25 protein-coding genes are annotated in these 20,707 nt (G+C 69.0%); 9 read left to right on the plus strand and 16 right to left on the minus strand.

Annotated features, from left to right (window positions below):
* Complete coding sequence (locus ACFQRI_RS26450; RefSeq protein ID WP_380673271.1) at positions 1–288, minus strand: hypothetical protein; 288 nt, start codon at positions 286–288, stop codon at positions 1–3.
* Positions 289–463: 175 nt separating this feature from the next.
* A complete protein-coding gene (locus tag ACFQRI_RS26455; RefSeq protein ID WP_380673273.1) occupies positions 464–754 on the minus strand; it encodes a hypothetical protein in 291 nt (96 codons plus the stop codon).
* Between the two features lie 481 nt (positions 755–1,235).
* Between ACFQRI_RS26455 and ACFQRI_RS26460 the strand changes: the two genes are divergently transcribed.
* From ACFQRI_RS26460 to ACFQRI_RS26470, 3 genes are all read left to right on the plus strand, one after another.
* Positions 1,236–1,466 carry a hypothetical protein gene (locus tag ACFQRI_RS26460; protein WP_380673275.1) on the plus strand — a complete coding sequence of 77 codons (231 nt, stop codon included), beginning with the start codon at positions 1,236–1,238 and terminating at the stop codon, positions 1,464–1,466.
* Positions 1,467–1,552: 86 nt separating this feature from the next.
* Positions 1,553–2,836, plus strand: coding sequence for a ParB/RepB/Spo0J family partition protein (locus ACFQRI_RS26465; protein WP_380673277.1), 1,284 nt, complete (start codon positions 1,553–1,555; stop codon positions 2,834–2,836).
* A gap of 58 nt (positions 2,837–2,894) precedes the next feature.
* Positions 2,895–3,731: a ParA family protein gene (locus tag ACFQRI_RS26470; RefSeq protein ID WP_380673279.1), complete on the plus strand. Its 837-nt coding sequence runs from the start codon at positions 2,895–2,897 to the stop codon at positions 3,729–3,731.
* Between the two features lie 352 nt (positions 3,732–4,083).
* Here the strand turns inward: ACFQRI_RS26470 and ACFQRI_RS26475 are convergent, their stop codons facing one another.
* From ACFQRI_RS26475 to ACFQRI_RS26485, 3 genes are all read right to left on the minus strand, one after another.
* Positions 4,084–5,946, minus strand: coding sequence for an ATP-binding protein (locus ACFQRI_RS26475; RefSeq protein ID WP_380673281.1), 1,863 nt, complete (start codon positions 5,944–5,946; stop codon positions 4,084–4,086).
* Positions 5,947–6,138: 192 nt separating this feature from the next.
* Positions 6,139–6,402: a hypothetical protein gene (locus tag ACFQRI_RS26480; RefSeq protein WP_380673283.1), complete on the minus strand. Its 264-nt coding sequence runs from the start codon at positions 6,400–6,402 to the stop codon at positions 6,139–6,141.
* A gap of 57 nt (positions 6,403–6,459) precedes the next feature.
* Complete coding sequence (locus tag ACFQRI_RS26485; protein ID WP_380673285.1) at positions 6,460–6,645, minus strand: hypothetical protein; 186 nt, start codon at positions 6,643–6,645, stop codon at positions 6,460–6,462.
* A gap of 101 nt (positions 6,646–6,746) precedes the next feature.
* Here ACFQRI_RS26485 and ACFQRI_RS26490 point away from each other — a divergent pair, with 101 nt between their 5' ends.
* The 3 genes from ACFQRI_RS26490 to ACFQRI_RS26500 are packed head-to-tail and all read left to right on the plus strand — an operon-like array spanning position 6,747 to position 9,037.
* Positions 6,747–7,244: a helix-turn-helix domain-containing protein gene (locus ACFQRI_RS26490; protein ID WP_380673287.1), complete on the plus strand. Its 498-nt coding sequence runs from the start codon at positions 6,747–6,749 to the stop codon at positions 7,242–7,244.
* 56 nt (positions 7,245–7,300) lie between these two features.
* On the plus strand, positions 7,301–7,834 hold the full coding sequence (locus tag ACFQRI_RS26495) for a hypothetical protein (RefSeq protein WP_380673289.1): 534 nt from the start codon (positions 7,301–7,303) through the stop codon (positions 7,832–7,834).
* 15 nt (positions 7,835–7,849) lie between these two features.
* Positions 7,850–9,037 (plus strand): MAB_1171c family putative transporter, encoded by a 1,188-nt coding sequence (locus ACFQRI_RS26500; RefSeq protein WP_380673291.1) that lies wholly within the window; start codon positions 7,850–7,852, stop codon positions 9,035–9,037.
* Here ACFQRI_RS26500 and ACFQRI_RS26505 read toward each other — a convergent pair.
* On the minus strand, positions 9,034–9,552 hold the full coding sequence (locus ACFQRI_RS26505; protein WP_380673293.1) for a 2'-5' RNA ligase family protein: 519 nt from the start codon (positions 9,550–9,552) through the stop codon (positions 9,034–9,036). The genes ACFQRI_RS26500 and ACFQRI_RS26505 overlap by 4 nt on opposite strands.
* Positions 9,553–9,578: 26 nt before the next feature.
* Positions 9,579–9,770, minus strand: a complete 192-nt coding sequence (locus ACFQRI_RS26510; RefSeq protein WP_380673295.1) for a hypothetical protein — start codon at positions 9,768–9,770, stop codon at positions 9,579–9,581.
* 169 nt (positions 9,771–9,939) lie between these two features.
* Here ACFQRI_RS26510 and ACFQRI_RS26515 point away from each other — a divergent pair, with 169 nt between their 5' ends.
* Together ACFQRI_RS26515 and ACFQRI_RS26520 are read left to right on the plus strand one after the other, a co-directional pair.
* Positions 9,940–11,109, plus strand: coding sequence for a hypothetical protein (locus ACFQRI_RS26515; protein WP_380673297.1), 1,170 nt, complete (start codon positions 9,940–9,942; stop codon positions 11,107–11,109).
* Between the two features lie 14 nt (positions 11,110–11,123).
* Complete coding sequence (locus ACFQRI_RS26520; RefSeq protein WP_380673299.1) at positions 11,124–11,846, plus strand: creatininase family protein; 723 nt, start codon at positions 11,124–11,126, stop codon at positions 11,844–11,846.
* A gap of 32 nt (positions 11,847–11,878) precedes the next feature.
* On the opposite strand, the gene ACFQRI_RS26525 is transcribed toward ACFQRI_RS26520, so the two are convergent.
* The 9 genes from ACFQRI_RS26525 to ACFQRI_RS26565 form a co-directional block, all read right to left on the minus strand.
* Positions 11,879–12,193, minus strand: a complete 315-nt coding sequence (locus ACFQRI_RS26525; protein WP_380673301.1) for a hypothetical protein — start codon at positions 12,191–12,193, stop codon at positions 11,879–11,881.
* 262 nt (positions 12,194–12,455) lie between these two features.
* Positions 12,456–12,872, minus strand: coding sequence for a TSCPD domain-containing protein (locus ACFQRI_RS26530; protein WP_380673302.1), 417 nt, complete (start codon positions 12,870–12,872; stop codon positions 12,456–12,458).
* Positions 12,873–12,981: 109 nt separating this feature from the next.
* Positions 12,982–13,407, minus strand: a complete 426-nt coding sequence (locus ACFQRI_RS26535; protein WP_380673303.1) for a hypothetical protein — start codon at positions 13,405–13,407, stop codon at positions 12,982–12,984.
* A complete protein-coding gene (locus ACFQRI_RS26540; protein WP_380673304.1) occupies positions 13,404–14,423 on the minus strand; it encodes an enolase C-terminal domain-like protein in 1,020 nt (339 codons plus the stop codon). Before ACFQRI_RS26540 ends, ACFQRI_RS26535 begins: the two co-directional genes overlap by 4 nt.
* A complete protein-coding gene (locus ACFQRI_RS26545) occupies positions 14,420–16,426 on the minus strand; it encodes a phosphoketolase family protein (protein ID WP_380673305.1) in 2,007 nt (668 codons plus the stop codon). Before ACFQRI_RS26545 ends, ACFQRI_RS26540 begins: the two co-directional genes overlap by 4 nt.
* Before the next feature lie 8 nt (positions 16,427–16,434).
* The gene (locus ACFQRI_RS26550; RefSeq protein WP_380673306.1) at positions 16,435–17,106 is read right to left on the minus strand and encodes a class I SAM-dependent methyltransferase; all 672 of its coding nucleotides are present in this window, start codon (positions 17,104–17,106) and stop codon (positions 16,435–16,437) included.
* Positions 17,107–17,116: 10 nt separating this feature from the next.
* Positions 17,117–18,220 carry a hypothetical protein gene (locus ACFQRI_RS26555; RefSeq protein ID WP_380673308.1) on the minus strand — a complete coding sequence of 368 codons (1,104 nt, stop codon included), beginning with the start codon at positions 18,218–18,220 and terminating at the stop codon, positions 17,117–17,119.
* A 98-nt stretch (positions 18,221–18,318) separates the two neighbouring features.
* Positions 18,319–18,798 (minus strand): hypothetical protein, encoded by a 480-nt coding sequence (locus tag ACFQRI_RS26560; protein WP_380673310.1) that lies wholly within the window; start codon positions 18,796–18,798, stop codon positions 18,319–18,321.
* Positions 18,798–19,262, minus strand: coding sequence for a hypothetical protein (locus ACFQRI_RS26565; protein WP_380673312.1), 465 nt, complete (start codon positions 19,260–19,262; stop codon positions 18,798–18,800). The genes ACFQRI_RS26560 and ACFQRI_RS26565 overlap by 1 nt, the downstream gene beginning before the upstream one ends.
* Before the next feature lie 623 nt (positions 19,263–19,885).
* Between ACFQRI_RS26565 and ACFQRI_RS26570 the strand changes: the two genes are divergently transcribed.
* Positions 19,886–20,707: helix-turn-helix domain-containing protein (locus ACFQRI_RS26570; protein ID WP_380673314.1), on the plus strand; the 822-nt coding region annotated here is incomplete at its 3' end.

The raw sequence follows: 20,707 nt of genomic DNA on the forward strand, positions 1-20,707 counted from the left end.
TCAGCCCTCGGGCGTCCCTGAGCGTGGCCGGACTGCGACCTCGGGCACCCACATCTCGGTCATCATGCGACCACGGCCGTTGCGGGAAACGAGCTCGACTTCGCGGACGTGCGCCCACCGGTCGCCGGTGGCTGTGAGGTGCCAGGCAACGAGTTCGGCGTTGACCGTGCGGCCGTTGTCGATTCCGCCGGACCGCACGATCAGCGGAGTGCCGGGCTGGACACCGATCCGCTGCGGCGGCAGGGCGTACCGCAGGTCCACCACTACCGGCACCGGCGGTTCGCGCACGTCGCGGGTGCCGCTCCATCCACCCTCACCACAGTCATCGCTCACAAGTTCGATTGTGGCTCCCGGGCTCGCGGGCGGCCAGCTCCGACGTCTACCCGACCCGGGCACACAACAGCGAGTGGGCGACTCCCAGTGCTGGAGTCGCCCACTCGCCTACTCGTTCACGCCTACTCGTTCACGCCTGCGCGCCGTCCGCGGCCTCGATGCGGCCAAATTCGGCCCACAGCTGGTGATCTTCGGCCAGCTCACTGAGTCGGGCGGCGGACCAGCCGAAATCCCGCGCTCTCCCGTCACCAGTGGCCGCGGCTTCGCCTGCGGCGGCGCGGTAGGCCGCGGCCGCGCCGAGCAGCTGGGCGACGGCGCGGAGGTGGTCACCGGCCTGCCAGGTCGGGCCGCAGCGGCGATTGAGCTCGCGGTACCGGTCCGCGTGCCGCTGGGCGGCCGCGAGGTAGGTTTCGAGGCTCATCGACCCTCCCTCTTCGCATCTCCGTGGGCGTTGGCGAGTTCCTGCGATTCCTCAACGGTCGAGTCGACGAACCAGTCGACGAGCTCCTGCTGCGGATCAGCCATGAAGGATCACCGCCCGATACCGAGTTGCGCACGACAGGCACATCACGCCGCTCGTCGGCATCGGGCACAACGCGCACGTCCCGATCGGCGACTCGTAGGACAGCTGCATTGCGATCACCACCGGTTCAGGACGTTGACGGCGTCGGCGATGGCTTCGATGTCTTCCTCGTCCGGAAGGTGCGTGATGGGCGTGCTAGACATAGGTCATCTCCTGCCTCAAGGGGATCCACGCCCGGTCGGATCTGGTTTGCGACTCCTCATCCGGCCGGGCGTTCAACATCCGATCTATGCCACATTGATGTGGCCACATCAATGTGGCATAGATCGGCCGGGCTGTCCACATGGATGTGGCCACACGAATGTGGCATGATGTCCACATGGAGGACGCCGCCGAACAAGCTCGCGCCCGAGTTCGAAAAGCTCGCCGCGCCGCCGAGGATGCCGAGGCCCAGGCCGTTCACGCCCGGCAGGCGTACCACCAGGTGCTCGCCAAAGAGCAGGAAGCGAAGACTCTTCCGCAGTCCGAGCTCATAGAGCTCAGCGGTTACGCCCGCGAGCACCTCCGACGCATCGCGCGCGCGGCCGGCGTCCCCTCCTCACGCAGCTGAACGCGAGCGCGGCGGTTTCATAACGAACGCTCGCTGCTGCTGATCTCCCGCGAGCTAGCTATTCCGTACGGAATAGGGTTACGAGCATGGCGAGGAAGTACAACGTTGGCGCTGCCATGAACCGAGCCCAGAAGCGCCCGACTTCGGGGTCGAGCTCGGCGAGTCAGGCCGTGATTGATGTTGATCGTGATGACGCGGCTGATGACCCCCTCCTTTCTGCAGTCGCTGGCGACACTGCCGAGGAAATCGTTCAGGCCCAAGAAGAAGCCGCAGAACGTGGCGTTGAGCTTCCGCGGTACCTGCTGAGCGAGATCGCTCCACACCCGTTCAACCCCGTCGAACGGTTGGATGTTGACGACGAGCTCGTCGACCTCGGGGAGAACATCAAGGAAGAGGGACTGCACCAGCCCCTTGTTCTTGCTCCTCGCGCGCTGATCGAGCGCGACGATCCCGCGGCTGCGCGTCTCCTTGCTGATGCACACCAGTGGGTTCTCATCGCAGGCCACCGACGCTACGCCGCGTCGAAGCATGTCGGCCTGGAATCACTTCCAGGCATTCAGCGGCTGGGAAGCTGCACTCCCGAAGTTGTCGGCGCGATCTTCAGCGACGAAAACCTCCGTCGGAAGGCGCCATCTCCGTTGATGCTGGCGCAGACGTGGAGCCGGATGCGCGACGCTGGCATGTCCACGACCGCGATCGGGCAGCGGGTCGGCTTCAGCCAACCGCAGGTCTCAAAGACGTTGAAACTGCGTGCCTTGGAAAAGTTCCCCGAGGTCGCGGCCGAGATGAATGCCGGCCGCCTAACCCGGGACGACGGCTTCGCCTTCCTCGATGAGGCATCCGAGGCCGATCGGTTTGCCGCCTTCGAGGCCTGGAAGGCCGAGGCCGGCACGGAGTCAGCCAAGCCGTTGAGGGCCTATCTACTTCGAGCGCAGGCTTCGGCCGATACGGCCAGCGATAGCGCAACGAGCAAGGCGCCAGCCCCGGAGTCGCCGGCGTCAGCACCGGAGTCGCCATTCGCTTGGCCTGGGCCGATCACAGCAAACGCCCTGTCAGCGATCCTGAAAACCGGTGTGAGTGCTACCGTCCGAGCGGACATGCTTGCCGATGTTGCCCTGCACATTGATGAAGACGCGGCAGTCCGAACGGAGTGGCGGGCACTCGCGGAGGAAGTCCTCGGCATCAGCCTTCCGGGCCACGGAGCGATCGACACATCGCAGCTGTCGCAACCAAACAGGCGCAAGGTGGCCACGATCCGAGCACTCGTGATCCTCGATGGGGAGCTTGGGCGGCACGCTGATACCGACCCCCAGCCACCCCATGTACACCGCCACATCGAGCGCCTCCGCGCACTGGGCGCCGCTGGCTAACCTATTCCGTACGGAATAGGGCACGTTCTGTTCGCCCGATCCGTGAGGAGATCCATCGATGACAACGAACATCGCCGTCCTGTCGGGCGCAACGAGCGTGGGGAAGTCGGCGCTGACGGCCAACCTCGGAGCGCTCATGGCCCAGCGAGGGCAGCGAGTCCGGCTGACGGGGTTGGACCGGCAGCGCACCCTCAGCCTCTGGTATGGCCACGACGTCGATCCCGACGAGGGTGAGCTCTACTCGGCAGACCTCCTGAAAGGTAAGGGCAGAATCCGAACTGGCGAAGTCGACGCCAACGGCAAGCCCGTCAAACGGGTACCAACGGTGGAGGACATCGAACGCCCCACGATGATCGACGGGCTTACGGTGGTACCAGAGGCCATCGAGCTGGAAAACGACGCGATCAGGCTCGCACAGCTGGGGAATGTCGGCGAGACGCTCACCAGCGCAATGCGAAGCGCCCCGCCGGTCGATTGCAACCTCTACGACGGGCCCGGCGAGCTCAACATCCTGTCTGCGGCCGCGATCGCAGCGGCAGACAAGATCATCATCTGCGTTTCGCCCACTATCAAACAGGTCGCGATCGATCGCTTGCTGGAACGCGCCGAGCAGTTCCGAACGCCAGTCGCAGCGGTCGTTCCCAACATCGTCCCGTCCAAGCGTGACGGCGGATTCTACCCCGCAGTCCTGGCGGAACTGGGGAAGCAGCATGCGGATGTCGTGACAAAGCAGACAATCCGGCGCCAGCACTGGGTTGACGAAGCCTACGCAGAGGCCACCCCGCTGCCGGTGGCTTTCCCTGATGCAGAGGTCACCGAGGACTACCGCAAGCTACTCGACGAGCTCGACGAGCATGGGGTAACCCCAGCAGTAAAAGCCTCCACCCCAGCCTGACCGCACCACGCGACCGCGACCGGCCTATGCCGTACGGAATAGGCCGGTCGCCATGTCGAACACTGCAGCGTGACTCGGCGCCGCGCTGCTGCACTCGGCATAGCAAGCACCCGGGGGCGAGCCGGGTCCGGGTCCTGTCGAAGGTGAACCTGGCGTTGACGATGGCGGCGCGGCCGAGGACCTGGATGGTGCGGCTCCCCGGTATCGAGCGTTGCGCAAAGGGCCACCGAGAGCACGACTTCGAGGCAGTGGATGATCGAGGTGTCCCACTCGAAGCGTTCCCGCCGGCACCCACGGGGCACGGCGCGCACCATCGATCGGGTCCGGTGATCGCATCCCTGCCGACGGCACGCTACGCCGCTAGGGCGAGCTCGGGCGGCGTTGGGGCCTGGGTGCGCCATTCGGCGGCCTGGAGGCCGCGGTGTGCGGTCTCAGGGGCCTCGGCGAGGGCGTCGTGGTCGCTGGGGGTTCCGCGGGCGGCCACGACGCGCTCAGCGGCTGCGGCGAGGTCGTTGCGGCGGCCGAGCCAGTCCAGCCAGGCGCTGCGGCGGCGGTGGTGCATCGCGCCGAGCAGCTGGCGCCGGGCGGCCCGGCGGGCGTCTTGCTCGGCGGGGTCCAGGCTGTTCCACCAGCGGCGTTGCCAGGCCAGGCTGCGGGCCGTGCGGTGAGCCGCGGGGCTTACTTCGGCTGCTACTGACGTCTCAGTGAGAGCTGAAATCTCCTCCTCCCGCACCTGCCGCTCCCGTGTGTGGGCCTCCCGCAACCTCGTGGGGTTGGCTCGGCCGACCGTGGGGGGCTGGGGGGGAGGTGTACCACCAGTGGTCCGAGTTTCAGCTGTGGCGTTCTGAGCTGCGAGTGCGGTGCTCGCGCGGGCGCCCAGCTCCCAGCGTGCGCAGTCCGCGGTACCGCCCTGATAAGCCCGTTGCCGGGCCAGGATCGCGTGCTGCTGCAACCAGGTCAGCACCGCTCGCAGCGTGCTGCGGGCCAGGTGCGCGGCCTCGCACCACGCCCGCTCCGACAACGACCCGGCGCGGCGCACCAACACCGGCGCGATCGCGTCCACGGCGGCCGCCACCGAGCGGCGGAACTGCGGCCGCCGACCCTCAGCGGTCAGGGCCTCGTCGGCGACCGCGCGCAGCGCCGCGCGCATCCGCTCGACCTCGCCCTGCTCCGTGCCACCGCCCACGTCGACGCTGCGGCGCCGCGGCCGCTCGGTGGCTGCCTCGGCCACGGCCGGAAGCCAGTAGCGTTGCCTCCAGGCGTCGCGTCCCAGCTGCCGAGCCCGCGCGCGCGACGCTGCCTCGAACTCGGCCCACGCCGCGTCCTCGTCCAGGCCCCGCTCGGCGGCCTCGATCGTGACCACCCGGGACCAAACCCACCGGCGCCAGTTGAGTTCGCCGAACTCCGCGGCTTTCGAGCCCGGTGTCGCGGCCGCCCGGTAGGCGCGGTGGGCGCTCCAGCCAGCCCGGCGTCGAGCCAGCGCGGTACCAAACTCGCGCGCCGACCGGTCCTCGTCGACCGGAGGAGCGGCGCGGTGTTCCCGCACGCGGATCACCCGGCTCGATGGCCGCCGCGAGCCCGGCTCCGGCGCAGGCAGATCCTCCGGGGTCAGCGTGCCCGCCACGAGCGGCGCAGCCAGCCCGCTGCGGTGCGGCGCGGCCAGCAACCGCAGCGTGCGCCGCGGCGTCACCCCGACCCCGTGCCGCCCAGCAGCCCCGCAGCACCAGCGCGACCACTCCTCGGCCGCCAGCTCGGGCGCCGCGACCAGGACGTGTCGACCACCGGACCGTCCGGACGCGCGCAGCAACCACGGCAACCCCAAGGCCTCGGCCGCCGCGATCAGCTCCTCGGCGGCCGCCTGGCCTGCCTCCGGCTCGGCCCCGGCATCGGCCGGGTCGACGTCAGCGGCGTGCACGTCAGCACGCAGGGTGCCGGCCACAGTCGCGATCTCTTCGGAGATGGCCAGCCATCGTTGTGCGACCTCGTGATCGCGCGTGATCACGGTGCCCTCGTTCTGCGCGGTAATCCCCACATACGGGGCCCCGACCTCGAACAAGGCGCGATCCAGTGCAGCTGGATCGCAGGCAGCATCGGCCTCGACGGCGCACTTGCCGACGCTGAAATGGCCCGAGTCACCCGACCGACACGGCGTGTCGCCCGGGTTCTGGGTGGCAAACGGATCAGGACGTGCGCTACCCTGAGAACGCGTTGGCACGCAGTCCTCCTGGCAGGGAGGCGACGGGAAGAACGGATGGCAGTCCGTTCCCCACACAAAGCTTGGTCGGCGACCTTGGCAGAGGTCATCGGCCTCATAGAGACCGTGGTTCCGACACCCGCCCTGGCAGGGGCGGGTTTTTGCTGTGCGGGTGCCCGCCGCGTCTTCAGTTAGCCCACAACTTCTTTAGGGTTACGCGGTCTCGGCCAGCACCTCCTTGCCCGGGTTCAGTTCTCGGTAGATCTCGGCACCGCGCTTCTGAATCGCAGCAAGGTCAAGCTGCATCGCCGGTGTCCCCGACGGCCGGGGAAGACCCGCAGCCGCCGCGCCCAGCATCGCCAGGAAGATCTGGCGCTTCAGCCCGTGCTCGGCGGCAAGTTCGTCGTAGACGTCGCGATGGAGTGGGTCGGTGCGAAACGCCCACTCCGCCCGCTCCGGTGATGTCGATCTCGCCATGATCAGAACCTATCAGGACCTGGCGAGGTCCAGCAGGCGACACGCCGCACTCTGTTCTCAAGCAGCCTTGACCACCTGCGACGTCAGAAGTCGGCGGCGCGAGAACCTCCAAGTCCCGCCCAGGCAGATACCCGGGATCGCGCGCCTGGACGCGGCGTCGAGGAGTTCGGCTTCGGGCATCTGCAGCAGCTCGGCGGCCTCGTGAGGTAGCAGCACGGTGTCGAGGACTTCGTGGTCGTTCATCGCGAGACCTCCCGGGCCTGACTGCAAACGTTTCCTCGGTCAGTGGCGAGTGTAAACAAGTGTTTTCGGGGGCTGTCAACACGTGTTCTCGCGTGGTATGAATGGAATATCCGAACGTTTACACCAACGGGGGCGACGACATGAGCGAGGAGCAGCAGCGGTCGTTCGCGGCGAAGCTCGCTCACCTGCGTGAACGGATTCATCCGCCCGACCGGGGGCCGTACTCCGCCCGAGAGATCGCTGCGGGGATCGCCGATGACCCCGGTGCGATGACCGCCGCCTTCGTGAGCCAGCTGCTACGTGGCCAGCAGCCGTACCCCCGGATGCACCACGTTGAAGCGCTGGCGAAGTTCTTCGGCGTCCCGCCTGCCTACTTCTTCGACGATGAGGAGACGGAGTCGATCAACGCACAGATCGACGACATCCTCGCCTGGCGGGACACCGAAGCGCGGACAATCGCGCAGCGTGTTTCCGAGCTCAGCCCTCGTGATCGCGCTACAGTCACGAACCTGATCGAAAGTCTGCAGTCCTATGAGGACGCGCCCCGTGAGCAGCGCAGACGCCGCAAAGCCTCGTACGACGGCGACGGCGACGGCTGAACATGTACACCGCGGCCGGTGCTGGCGCGGCGCCGTGGTGTATCAGGGGAACGGCGATGGCAGTGGGGGAATCGGTGCGGCGACGCTTTCCGGGACCGAAGCTGCGCGCCCGGTGCCAGCGTCGCGTCGAGGACCTCGTCGCGCGCACGGGTGTTCCGGTGCCGTGGTGCATGGATCGCTGGCTGGACCGGCTGGAATTTGATCGTGGCCGGCCGATCGATCTCTGTGCCATCAAGTGGACCCAAGGCGACGCGTTCGGCGTGTGGCGCGCCCAGCGCGATCACGATGTGATCGCCTACCCCGCAAATACGTCGGGGCCGCATCAAGATCACATCATCCTGCACGAGGTCGCACACATGGTGTGCGGCCATCGGGGGAAGTGCATCCTGTCCAATGAGGATGCCCAACGCTTGGCGCCCGATCTGGGCCCTGCGGCCTTTGCGCACCTACTTGACCGCGCTACCGGTGCCGACGACGAGCAGGAGGCCGAACTGCTGGCTAGCCTGCTGTACCAGCGACTGACCCGTGCACCGCAGGTCACCACCGACCAGAGCACCATTGCACGGGTTGAGTACGTCTTCGGCGAATGACCTGGGGGATCGGCGATGGTAGATGCCCTGTTCCTCACCAGCGCGCTGCTGGTGTTCGCCTCGGCGGCCTGGCGAATGTGGGTGCGCCACCACGGCCGTCGTAAACCGGTCGACGGGGCCCTGCTGACCATCACCATCGCCGGCGCGAGCGCGCTGGTGTTCATCGCCCCGAGTGTGCAGGTCACCGCCAGCGCCATCACGCCCGCGCTCGGGCGGCTGCTGTCGAACATCAGCACGCTGACCTGTGCCTACGGTTTCGTGTGCCTTGGGCTGCATGTCCGCTACGACGACGCGGCGGCCCGGCGCGCGGCCCGGCAGCGTCTTGGTGTCCTCCTGGTGGCGGCCGCCGTGATGACCGTGATGTTCCTGGTCAGCAGCCCGCCGACCAGCGGGTTGTTCGGTGGGCTGTATGACCAGCAGCCCGGTCTGGCCGTCTACGCGGCCATCTACGTTGTCTACCTCGCGGTGGCGGTCAGCGATGGCGCTTCGCTGAGCCTGCGGTCCCTGCCCCACACGCGATCGTGGCTGCGCGCCGGGCTCAGCCTTGTTGCTCTCGGCTGTGTGCTGGCCGTGGTGTATCTGGCCGAAAAGGTGGCCAGCATCGGATCGGAGCTGTTCACCGAACCAGATACCGCGGAGACCTACTGCCCCTCACCGTTTGCAGGGTGGGGGTGCACCGCCTCGGTGGGCCTCCCGCCGATCTTCGCGTCCGCGCTCATCCTCGGCGCCTCGTTGCCGGTGATCGGCCCACGCCTGACCCGCCCAGTGCAGGCGGCGCTCGCACGGTGGCGCCACCGCAAGCTGCGACCGCTGTGGACCCTGCTGCGCGATGCCTTGCCGGAGCTCGACGGGGCCATTCCGACCGGTCAGCCCTCGACGCCCGCCGAGCGGCTCTACGAGCAGGTGATCAGCATCAGGGATCACCTGCTGGCTCTGCAGCCGTACCGCTCGGCCGCCGACACGCTCCAGCATCAGCACCAGGCCCAGGGAATTCCGGCCCGTCGGCGCGCGGCCGCCATCGAAGCAGCGGATATCCGCAGCGCAATACAGCGCCGGGAGAGCGGTGACCGCCCTGACGGCGATTCCGTTACCGGCCCGCAGCATGACGACCTGGCCGGCGAAATCGGGTGGCTCACGCGCGTCGCGGCGGAGCTGCAGCGTCGCGAGATCGCGCATCGTCAGACAGCGCCGGTCGACGGCTAGCTGCTGCCGAGAGTGAGCCTGTGGCGCAGGTGCCACTGGCCGTCGAACTCGACAAGCCAGGCCTCCCGCAGTTCAGCGGACAGCGGTACCCACTCGGGCACCAGCTCGCGCTCGATGATGGCCGCGCGCTCCTCCGTGGTGTGCATCGCGACCGTGAGGTGCGGGTCGGCGTCGTAACGCCCCTCGTAGGGCACTACATCGGGCCAGCGGCGTTGCACAGCGCTGGCCAGGGCTTCCACCCCGTCACTCGGTTCTGGGCGCAACGCGACGAATGCACCCCTGCGGTGGCACGCTGCGAACTTCACCGGCAACGGAGCCTGTTCGGCGAAGATGCTGGTCAACTCGGTGATCACGTGATCATCGAGGGAGTCAGCCTGCACGAACGGATACAGCAACGACAGGTGCGCTGGCACCCCCGAGCGCACCGCCTCCGGGAACCGCTCGGTTACTGCGGCGAGCAACGGTTGCGCCTCCGGGACCGGGATGACGACCCCGGTCTGTCCCACATACGCCATGGCGCCGTTCTACCGGCGCTCCGAGCTCAGCGCAGCTCCCTCACCCTCGTGTCGCTCGCCCGCGTGATCTTCACCAGCGAGAACCTCCACACACCTCCGAGGCAGACGCCCGGGATCATGCGCCTGGCTGCGGCGTCGAGGAGTTCGGCCTCGGAGGTCTGCAGGAGTTCGGCAGCCTCGCGCGGGGTGAGGACCTGGTCACGTGTCACATCGATCATGCCTTGACTGTGCTGCTCGGCCTCCTCGCGCGGAACCTGGCATCGCTTAGCAGGGGTTAGCACGTAACGTGCTAAGTCCGTGCTAAGGCGTTGGTGAGCCGGGGCGCGGCGGCGACGATCAGGGGGCTAGATCATGCGGCGGCCAAGCCAGGGGAGCCGGGGAGACCAGGTGCGAATCGCGGAGCTCAGGCGGGCCCTTGGGTGGGGCCAGGAGCGCCTGCTGACCGAGCTGGAGCAGCACGCCTTCCGCCTGGGCCGCTCTGCTCCGACTCGGAACTCGTTGCGCACGAGCCTGTCCCGCTGGGAAAACGGGCATAACGTGCCGGATGAGAGCAGTCGGGAGCTGCTGTGTGCTGCGCTCGGCTGTTCGGAAGACGAACTCGGGGTCGGCGAGAGCAGTGCGCCCGTCGGTGGGAGCGAACCGCAGCCGACGGTGTCCTCGACTGCCGCGATCACGCCCGACACACTGCACATCTACCGAAACCTGCTGGGTATGTACGCCCAGCTCGACGCCAGCGCAGGCCCCCGGGCCGCGATCGGTCCGGTGCGCGAACAGCTGCGCACCCTGGAAGGCCTGCTACACCAGGCGAGCGCTCCGATGCGTTCCGAGCTGGCCGAGCTCGCCGCGCGCTACGCCGAACTGGGCGGCTGGCTGGCGCAGGACAACGGAGACTCCGCGGCCGCCGCGAGCTGGTCAGCGAAAGCCGCCGACCTGGCCGCGCTCACCGGCAACGCGAACCTGGTCAGCTACGTGTGGATGCGCCGGTCCAACGTGGCCACCGATGCCGGCCAAGCTCACGAGGGGCTCCTGCTCGCAGACGGTGCGCTCGCGCAGGCCGACCGGCTCCCGGCCGACCTACAGGCACTGGCCTACCGGCAGCACGCCCACGCCTACGCGCTGCGCGGGGATGAACTGCAGACCGGGCGCGCGATCGACCGCGCACTCGACATCACGGTGCACAGCACGGACGCCTCCGACCTCGCCCCCTACTGCGGGGTGTCCTACATCCAGTCCGAAGCCGCCAGCGCCTGGGTGCGGCTCGGCCGCCCGGACCGCGCCGTGGGGCTCCTCGATGACGCCCTGCGGAACTGGCCTGCCGAACAGGCCCGGGACCACGGAATCGGGCTGGCGCGCCTGGCCCACGCCGTGCTGCTGGCGGGCGAGCTCGACCGCGCCTGCGGCCTCGGGCACCAAGCCGCCGACGCCGTTCAGGCGATCCCGTCAGCCCGGGCCCTGGACGAACTGGAGCAGCTGCGCGGCACCCTCCACCAGTACCGCCGGAACCAACCCACCGTTGCCGAGCTCTCCGACCGACTCCGGCTGATCCTGCGAGCATGATGAGGAGCGCACCTGTGTTTCTACCCTCGACCACCGCCGCCGACGTCAAAAAGCAGAACCTCGACGCGGCGGTACTGCCCATCGGCAGCTTCGAGCAACACGGGGCGCACCTACCGCTTGCCACGGACTCGATGATCGCCTGGCTGATCGCCGAGCGGCTCGCCACCACCTACAACCTCATGCTGCTGCCGACCATCCCGTTCAGCTGCAGCCACGAGCATGAAGGCGTGCTCGCCGGGACGGTCTCTATCGCATCGACGACGCTGTACGCGCAGGTCAACGACATCGCGGACTCCCTGCAACGGCAGGGAATCCGTCGCATCGCCCTGATCTCCGGGCACGGAGGCAACTACGTGCTGTCGAACGTCGCGCAGGAAGTCTCAGCCAGCAGGAACCGGGCCATGCTGGTCTACCCCGATAAGATCTGGGACCAGGCCCGCGACGACGCAGGCTGCGAGCTCACGGCGTCCCAGGACATGCATGCGGGTGAGGGGGAGACCTCCATCCTGCTGCACGCCGCCCCCGACCAAGTCGGGGACTACATGAGCGCCGACCACCGCGCCGACCAGCGGCCCGACCTACTGCTGCACGGCCTCGGGCATTACGCCCCCGAGGGCACCATCGGCCAGCCATCGCTGGCCAGTGCGGACAAGGGCAAGCGGCTGCTCGACGCCCTGCAAGACCTCTTCGCCGAGCGGCTGGAACAGCTGCGCGCCGCCCCGGTTGGCAGCGCGTGAGCACGCACACGCCCGACCCGCAGTGCCATGCATCAGACTGCCGGCGGGCAGGTGTGATCGTTTCCGTAGACGTCTTCGCAGGCGATCAGCTCGCCGTCGTGCCAGGCCCCCGGGCAGTCCGCGCCGAGCACCCTGCATTCCTCGGCGCCGTTGGCGTGCTCGATGACCGCATGCTCGCAGCGCAGCGTCAGGCAGTAATCGCAGCGCTCGGGAAAACCGTGGCACTCCTCGGCTTCGGTGTGTCCTCCGCCAGTGCACGCGCTACCGCGCGAGCAGGCACTGACGGTGTCGTCGATGTGCTCGATCACGAGGCCGCCGCAGTCGGGTCGATCGCCGGTGGTGGTCATACCCGGCAGCCTGCGCGGCCGGGGCACCGCGGTCGAGGCGGCACACCGCCCCGGTAGCGACCATGCCTTCCTGGGGGATGCGCGAGATGCAACGCGCCCGCATACGGCCACAGCCTGCTCCCCGGCTGAACCGCCACATCCGCCGAGACACCCCTTCGTCGGGCGGACGGGGACGGGTCGAGTACGGCCGTCATCGCCACCGGCCCCGTGTCCTGCGCATCCAGACGACCTCACCCCGGCCGCGGGTACCGGGCCGAGACGGTCACACCGCGGCCACGAGGACGCCGAGCCGTTGGCAGCGCTCCTGGGGCAGCGCATCCAGCGCGATCCGGTGGGCGAGGTAGTCCATCACCGAGCTCGCGCGCGGTACCTCGGGATCATCGGTGATCCCTGCGGGCTCGAAGGTTGTGTGGAGGAACCGCTGCACGAAGGCCTCGATGGGCATCCCATGCCGCAGTGCCTCGTTGAGCAGCACGACCACCGCCGAGCTCATCCCGTGGCCGAAGGTGCCGTGCTTGGCGTGCTGCAGGTCGACCTCCACGAGCTGCTCCCCGGTGGCGTTGATGGTGATCTCGAAGCTCACCCCGCCGATCGAGACGTCGCAGCGGTAGCCGCGGCGGACGCGCGGCACGTGCTGGCGCGTGATCGTCGGCGTCGCCGGCACCAGAAGATCGGACAACGAAAACTCCTTCACCACAACAAGTTGGCGAAACAACAACGGCGTACTACTAGATGTGGTGATCGTAGCGAGGTGGGTTGCCAGGCGTCGGCAGCGACGCGCCGCTCGTTCACGGCAGGCGGGCGGCGGTGATGATCTGCTGGATGCGCTGGTGTCGGACGTGGGGGCCGCGGGCTTCGGCGAGCCAGTGCAGCAGGTGCGTGAGCTCGCTGGGGTCGATCTGATCGGTGCTGAGCTGCGCATCGGCCAGGGCTTGCGCCAGATCGGCGGGCAGGACGGGCGGGCGCGCGCCGGGGCGAAGTCGTAGGTGCCCAGACCAGTCGTTTCCGGGCGGGAGTGCGGTTGGCGTGAGGGGTTCGAGCACGGTGCGTTCGTCGAAGGTGTGTACCCGCACGGCGTGCTGCTCGGAAGTACCGGTGAGGGTGAGCCAGCCCTGGAGGAAGGTCTCGCCGAGCACGCGCTGCTCGCAGATCAGTAGCGGTCGGCCTTCGCCGCGGGTGGTGGTGCCGCTGACCTCGATTGCATTGGGTGTCATGGGGTGAGCGCTCCTTTCGGCGTCAGGCCCAGGCCGGGCCGGTCGGGCACAGTGAGCTGTCCCGGTGTGGCGGGGAACGGTTCGGCGAGTAGAGCCATGCGGCGGGGCCACCAGTGGTGTTGGTACTCCACGCCCCGGATCAGGCCTGGGGCCGCAGCGGCGAGGTGCAGTGCTGGAGCGAAGGCCCTGCCGTGCAGCCAGATCGGGGGAGCGGCCGGTCCGAGCGTGTGGAGTGCAGAGCGGGTGGCCTCGATCCCACCGAGCCAGAGCACGTCGGGTGTCAGCACTGCGGGCCGATGCCGGCGGACGAGGTCGAGCAGGCCGGTGGGGTGGGTTGCGTGCTCTCCGAGTGCGACCGGGACTCCGGCGTCGACCGGGTCATGCCCGGCGGGCAGGGGGTCTTCGAGCCACACCAGGCTCTTCGGCGCTGGGGCGGCCTGCAGGTGCTCGACGACGGGCTGGTTCCAGGTGCCGACGGCGTCAACGGCGACCGGGGTGCCCGCGGCCGCGGTGATGGTGGCGAGGCGCGCGGCGAGCGCGCCGGGGTCGGGATGCCCGTCGGCGCGCAGTGACCATTTGGTGTGGGCCCAGTTCTCGGCGGCCAGGGCCGCGACGGTGGCGTGGTGGCGGGGTTCGGCGGCGTCCAGACTGAGCCACGAGGCGTAGGCGGAGATGGTGCGCACGGGCCGGTCGGTGAGGAGGTCGGCGACCGGGACTCCGGCCGCACGTCCGCAAAGGTCCCAGGCCGCGGCGTCGACGACCCCGAGCGCGGCCCGGCTCGCCCGGTCGGTGCCGGCTGGGGCGAGCGCGGTCAGCAGCCCTGGAAGGGTTTCGACGGTCAGCCGGTGGCCACGCAGCCGGGCCGCGAGTCGTGCGGCGCGCTCGGCGAGCTGGTGCGGCACGGGCCCGTACCAGCCGGTGAGGTTGTTGCAGCGCAGTGCCAGGAAGTGGTGATCGTCGCTGGGGTGCAGGGCGTGCTCGGCGGCGTCGAACACCGCCACGTCATCGCAGATCACATGGCCTCCCGTGCGGTGCGCGCCGCGCGGTGCACATCGGCGGTCAGCGAGGGGATGTCCATTCCGGACCAGCGCAGCAGTTCGGAGTCCGGCAGCGGGGCGGGTGGTTCGTGCCAGCCGCGGATGTCGAGCCTCCGGTGCCCGCGTGGCCCGAGCAGGGGCCACAGGGCTGCAGGTTGGCCGGTGGTGACCACCAGCATCGGCAGCTCGGGCGGGAAGACCCGTGCCCACTGCTGGTGCGGGATCGCCTGGGGCCAGCGACCCGGGTCGCCGAGCACGGCGGGTTCGTGCACGTGGACGTGCCGCGCCGGGACGTCGAGCTGCGCGAGCGTGGTGGTGAGCTGGGTGGCGGCGAGATCGCCGATGCTGACCAGCACGACCTGGGGCGGGTTCTCGGGTTCGTGCCAGGTGGCCCAGCCGTGGTCGAGTTCGGCGTCGATCGAGTCGGCGGGGCCCTGGACGGGCCCGTGTTTGTCGACGACCAGCAGGTTGATCTGACCGTGGTCGGCGAGCATGCGGTCGAGCTGGGCGGTGGCGCGGCGCGGATCGGCTGGGGTGTAGACCCGGATCGCGGGATCGGCCAGCCCCAGCGCGGTGGTGATCAGGCTCGGGTCGCCGTGCGTGTAGCAGTTGCGCCAGCCGAGGCTGGTGACCACGACGTTGACCGAGGGCCACCGGTGGCCCTCGGCGGTGAGCCGCAGCGTTTTCGCGTGCTGGATCAGCGCGGTGTGCATCAGCGGGGCGAATGCCTCGTAGGTGATGACCACCCCCGGGTTCCCGGTGGCGCAGTGGCCGAGCAGCCACGCTGCCAGCAACGGTTCGTTGAGCACCTCGGTGACCCACTGCTCGCCGGTGAGGCCGCCGAGCCGGTTGGAGGCCAGCTCGTCGGGGCTGAACACCCGCAGCCCGCGCTCGGCGTGGGCGCGCAGAACGTCCTCGGCCGCGCGTGACCAGGTCACCGGCTCGCTCTGGACCGGCCGGGGCGATGCCGGCGGCTGCGGCGGCGGGTTGGGTGGCCAGCGCGGGAGCGCGTCGACCAGGTCGCGGCGGGGCGCGCCCGCGGTCGTGAACAGTCGTTGCGGCTGGTAGTCGCCCAGCCAGCGGCGCAGCTCGTCGAGTTGCCGCGGGTCGGTGGCGGGATCAGGCAAGGGGGTCTTGTGGCAGGCGGGAGTCCCCGCGCCGGGACCGGTGAGCCCCTTGGGCATGTCCAGCACGAGCACCAGGCGCTCGCCGGTGCGCACCGCCTCCAGCGCTTGGGCCAGGACGTGTCCGAACTGGCGGGCCTCGTCCAGGCTCGCGGTGCGCACGTGGGCCCATCGGGTTCGCCAGCCGGTCCCGGCGAGGTAGGCGTCGACCTCGCGGGCCGCGCGGGTTCCCAGCAGCGAGGCCGAGCCCATGCGTAGGCCGTTGAGGTTGAGGACCGGCAGCATCGGCGCATGCTCGGCGCGCGGGCGGATGACGGGGTCGGCCAACCATGCGGCCGCGGTCTCGCCGGTCTCGGCCTCGCCGTCACCGATGATCGGCACGACCACCGTGCCGTCGTCGGCGGCCGCGGCGGCTTGGGCGAACGCCAGGGCACCGCCGAGCTGCCCGCCCACGTAGCTTCCGGCGGGCAGCTCGGGGTGGACTTCCGCGCCGAGCCCGTCGCAGTGGGGGAAGTCCGCACACAGCGCCTCCAGCCCGGTACGGGTGCGGGCGTAGCGCGGGCGCAGTTCGCCGAGATCGCCGGTCATCCAGGCGTAGCCGCGCTGCACGATGCCGGCGTGCCCGGCACCGATGACCGGCCGTACCGGGAGGTCCTGGACGGCGAGCCCGGCCAAGGCCCAGGCCACCGGTGGCACGGTGCCCCAGTGCCCGGCCGGGCTTGCCGTGAGGTCGCCCGCCTGCAGGGGCCGGTCGGCGGTGACGTTGCCGCGCAGGTAGAGCTGCGCGGCGGCCAGATACGTCAGCGCCCGCCACAGCAGGTGGTGGCGGGCGCTGACGTCGTCGGGAAAGCTGGCCATCGCCTGGCTCAGCTCTCGTTCGGTTTGCGCAGGCAGAACGCCCACGTCGTGAACCCGAAGGGGTTCAGAGCCCGGTCGTACTCCTTGTAGTCCATGACCTTCTCGGCCAAGGCGATGTAGTCGAAGCCGTCGAAGAGGGCCCGGAGCTCGTCCTCATTGAAGAAGTGGTGCAGCACCCCGGCGTCGGAACCGACGTTCTTGCGGCGGGTTCCGGGCTCGACTTCCTCGCCCGAGTTCGCCGACCACGCCTTGTCGGACTTGATGGTGCCGATGAACAGCCCGCCCGGCACCAGGCGCTCGCGCACGTGGGCTACCGCGGTGCGGATGTTGGCGATGGTGTTGTGGTGGATCGAGTCCCAGCTGATCACGGCGTGGAAGGACTGCTCGGGCCAGGGCATGTCGGTCATGTCGGCCACGGCCAGCGTCGCGTCGAGGTCGAAGCGGTCCAGCCAGGAGCGGGTCTCGGCGATACCGGTTTCGGCGAGGTCGCTGGCGTACACGTCCCAGCCGCGGCGGGTCATCGCGACGGTGTGCCGCCCGGCGCCGCAGCACAAGTCCCACGCTCGGATCGTCTCGCCCTTGAACAGGTCCTCCACAGTGGAGGCCCACTTGTAGAACGCGCCCTCCGGTGCGCGCTTGATGTGGGCCTCGTCGGTGAACAATTTGTTCCAGTCCGCCATCGGGCTCTCCTCACACGGTCGGGCCGGTCAACGGCTGACCGGCGAATTCGTAGTGCCACAGCGGTCGGTAGCAGGCCCACCGCATCGGGGTGAGCCCGGTGCCGGCCAGCTCGTTCTCCAGCGCGGCGCGGGCCTGCAGGTAGAACTCCAGGTTCTCGGCGCCCGAGGTGCGCAGGCTCGACATCAGCGGGGTGTGGGCCTGGTAGACCTGCAGGTTCGGGAACTCGCTCACGTGCGGGGCCAGGCTGCGCACGCCGTCGGTGAGCCGGTCCAGCGGGTCGAGACCGACCACGAGGTTGAACGAGGCATCCAGTCCGGCCGAGCGCGCCCGGGCCAGCAGGTCGGGCATCTGCTCGGGGGTGAGATCGGCCTTGGTGTCTTTGAGCAGCAGATCGCGGCGGGTGAAGCACTCGATGGTCAGCCACAACGTGAAGTCGCCGACCCGGTCGGCCAGCGTGCGCAGTGCCTCGTCGGTGCGCACCACGCTGGTCAGAAACCCGATGCGCGGCGACAACCCCATGCCGGTCAGCACGCGCCGCAAGTCGATGAAGTGCTTCACCGCGGCTTCTTCGAGCTGGTAGCAGCCGGTGGATTCGGTGACGACGTCGACCTGCTCCAGGCTGCCGGTTGGTGAGCTCGCTGCCAGCGACTCCAGCAGCGCGCTGAGCTTGGTTTCCTCGGTCAGCCGGGGATCCGCCGCGGCCTCCAGCGTGTTGGGGCAGAACGCGCATCCGGTGCAGCGCGAGCGGGCGTTGGGGTTGAGCGTGACCGCCCGGCCTCCACACCGGAAGTACCCGCCGACCGCGTCGTCTCCCTCGATGCGCGAGACGTGCGCGACCAGCGTCGATCCCAGCCACAGCTCCTGGTCGTAGAGCCGGAACGGTGAGGCCGTGTTGTTCAGCGGCACGATCACCATCCACGGGGTATCGGGCTCGCGCACCAGCCGCAGCCGCAGCCGGGCCCGGTTGCGGGGTCGGTCGGCGTTGACCCCGTGCAGGTTCACCGCCAGCAGCAGCACGTCTTCCAGCGGCACCCCGTAGCGCAGTGCCAGCTCCTCGAAGCCGCGCCGTACCTCGTCATCAGCGGCGTGATCAGGTGCGACGGCTGAATTCATCCATCCTCCTCCGGTGTGGGTGGTGGTTCAGGGGGAGGGCCGAGCAAGCGCCTTTTCATCGGCCCTCCCCCTGAACCACCACCCCTCGCTGAGAGGCATCAGCACTGCTGGGAGGCCTGGAACACCTCGACCACGGAGTGCTGCGGCGGCGGGGCGTTGTCGTTCTCGACAGGCGCGCCGAACCAACCGTTTTCGGGCGGACGGAAGGCCCGCATCCCGTTGCGCACGACTTCGTCCCAGCTCTGCCCCGGGGTCCGGCGTTCGGGCTCAGCCAGCCCCACCAGCCGGACGGTCACGCCTTCGTCGGCCAGCCGCGCGGCCAGGGTGCGCACGTAGGCCTCGGCCGCGGCGAGGCGTGGCTCGCCTCCCTGCAGCTTCGGCGGCGGCTCCAGCAACACGCAGTCCCCGACCCAACGAGCACGGCCGTCGTCGACCAGCCAGCGCGCGCACTCGCCGGAGGCGATCAGAACCCCCGGGGGTGCGGACCAGCACATCTCGGGTTCCGTCGCCGAACTTGCTCGCTCGGCTGCCAGGGCTTCGGCATCGCCGATCACATGGCCCCACGACTGTTCGCTCATCACTGTTCCTTTCGAACTTCGACGTGCCGGAGATCGGAGACCTTCGCCAGCAGCCACGGCGAAACACCACTGGTGAGCTCTCCCCCGATCGACCGCAGCGCGGTCGCGGCCTGGCGCTTGAGCGTCGAGCCACGCGCAGCACCGGATTCCTCCGAGCGGGTGGGCTTGGCATGCAGCAGGTCGTCGGGAAGCGCGTACAGCTGCGGTTCGATCTTCAGCAGCAGCTGCATGACCTGCAGCAGGACAGGGGCTGTGCGCTCGGCGCAGATGAGCACGTCCTGCGGCGGCACAGGCATCACCACGGCGGCCGTCGCAGGCGCGGTGTGTTCGGGCAGCGCGTCCGTGGCTACACGCAGCGCTTCGGCGGCGAGTTCCACTGCGGCCGCGGCCAGCTCAGGAGCCGGTTCGTCCTCGGTGGCCAGCGCGTGGGCCACTTCCCGCATCAGCTGCTCGACCCGGCTCACGACGCGACTCCTGCCAGCCCACGAGCCATACCCTGATCACTGCGAGCGGGTGCGGCAGACGTGTGCGGCTTCAGCCACGGGCTCAGCCCAGTTGCATCACACAGCCGCACCGCACCGCAGGCACACACCAACTGCATGTGCTCGCCTTGGCGCTGGTCCCACCAGTGCAAAAAGGTCTGCACTTCATGCGCGACGTGAATCCCCAAGATCGTCCTCGGGCGGGCCGTCGTCCACGGCCGGCCGCCGCGGTGCTTCTGCCGCGGATCAGCGCGGGTCCCCGAGCCGTCGGTCGTGATCCACGGCTGGCGCGATCGTCCCAACACGATGGCTCCCTACCGTTGGAAATGCAGGGCCCGGCCGGGTCGGGGAGCACGGCCGGGCCCCACAAGCTCTGGCGACCGGGTGGGGCGCTCGACGGTGCGCTGGGGGAGGCCACCGGAGCGCCCCACCCGGTCCTTCTACGTGTAGCCTTGTCCCTGTAGCGGCTACAAGTAGAAGCTACAACGTAGCTGCTACACGACCAAGAGTTGTTCATGCCGCCATTCGGGTGATGTTGTGCCCCGAGGGCAACCGAAGCTGAATGCCAAGGGCCGGAGCCACGGCAGGCGAAGGAGAGGTCACTGGTGGTGGAGTCATCGAGCCCTGCGCTGCTACGACGCTGGATCGCCCTCAACCTGAAGCAACTCAGGCAGGAAGCCGGGAAAGATCGCTCCGAGGTCATGCAGCGGCTCGACTTGAGCCGCGCCCAGGTCGGCCATCTCGAAACCGCGACCCGCTTGCCGTCGCGGCCGGTACTGGAGATCCTTCTGGACTTCTACGGCAAACCTGATCGGCTCCCTGACTTCCTGCGGATCGTCGAAGCGGCGAAGAAGGGCAAGAACTGGTGGGACCAGCTCAGCGGAGCGGTTCCTCCGTGGTTCGACCTCTACCTCGGCTTGGAGAGCGGCGCCGCCGAGATCTCGACCTTCGAGGCCTACCTCATCCCCGGGCTGCTGCAGACCCGGGACTACGCCGAGGCCGTCGTGCGTGGAGACCCCGACTTCACCGACGAAGAAGTCCAGCGCATCGTGGATGTCCGGATGCGACGCCAGCGCATCCTCGACCGAGACGCCGACCCGGTCCGGCTGTGGGCGCTGATCGACGAGCTGGTGCTCTACCGCGAGCGCGGCAACTCACAGGTGATGGCCGAACAGATCGACCACCTGATCAAACTCTCCGAGCGCCGCCGGATCGACCTGCAGATCCTCCCGCGCAAAGCCGGAGCGCACCTGGCTCAGCAGGGCGGCTCGTTCAGCCTGCTGAAATTCCCCACGGACTGGGTGGGCGATCCTGGGGTCGTCTACGAGGAAGTTCTCCTCGGCGGCCGCTACCACGAAGACCCCGAGGAGATCGCCCTCTACGACAGAGCGATCACCCGCCTGCAAGCGCTCGCCGAAACCCAGGAA

This window comes from Saccharopolyspora griseoalba (assembly GCF_042665275.1).
Lineage (GTDB): Bacteria > Actinomycetota > Actinomycetes > Mycobacteriales > Pseudonocardiaceae > Saccharopolyspora > Saccharopolyspora griseoalba.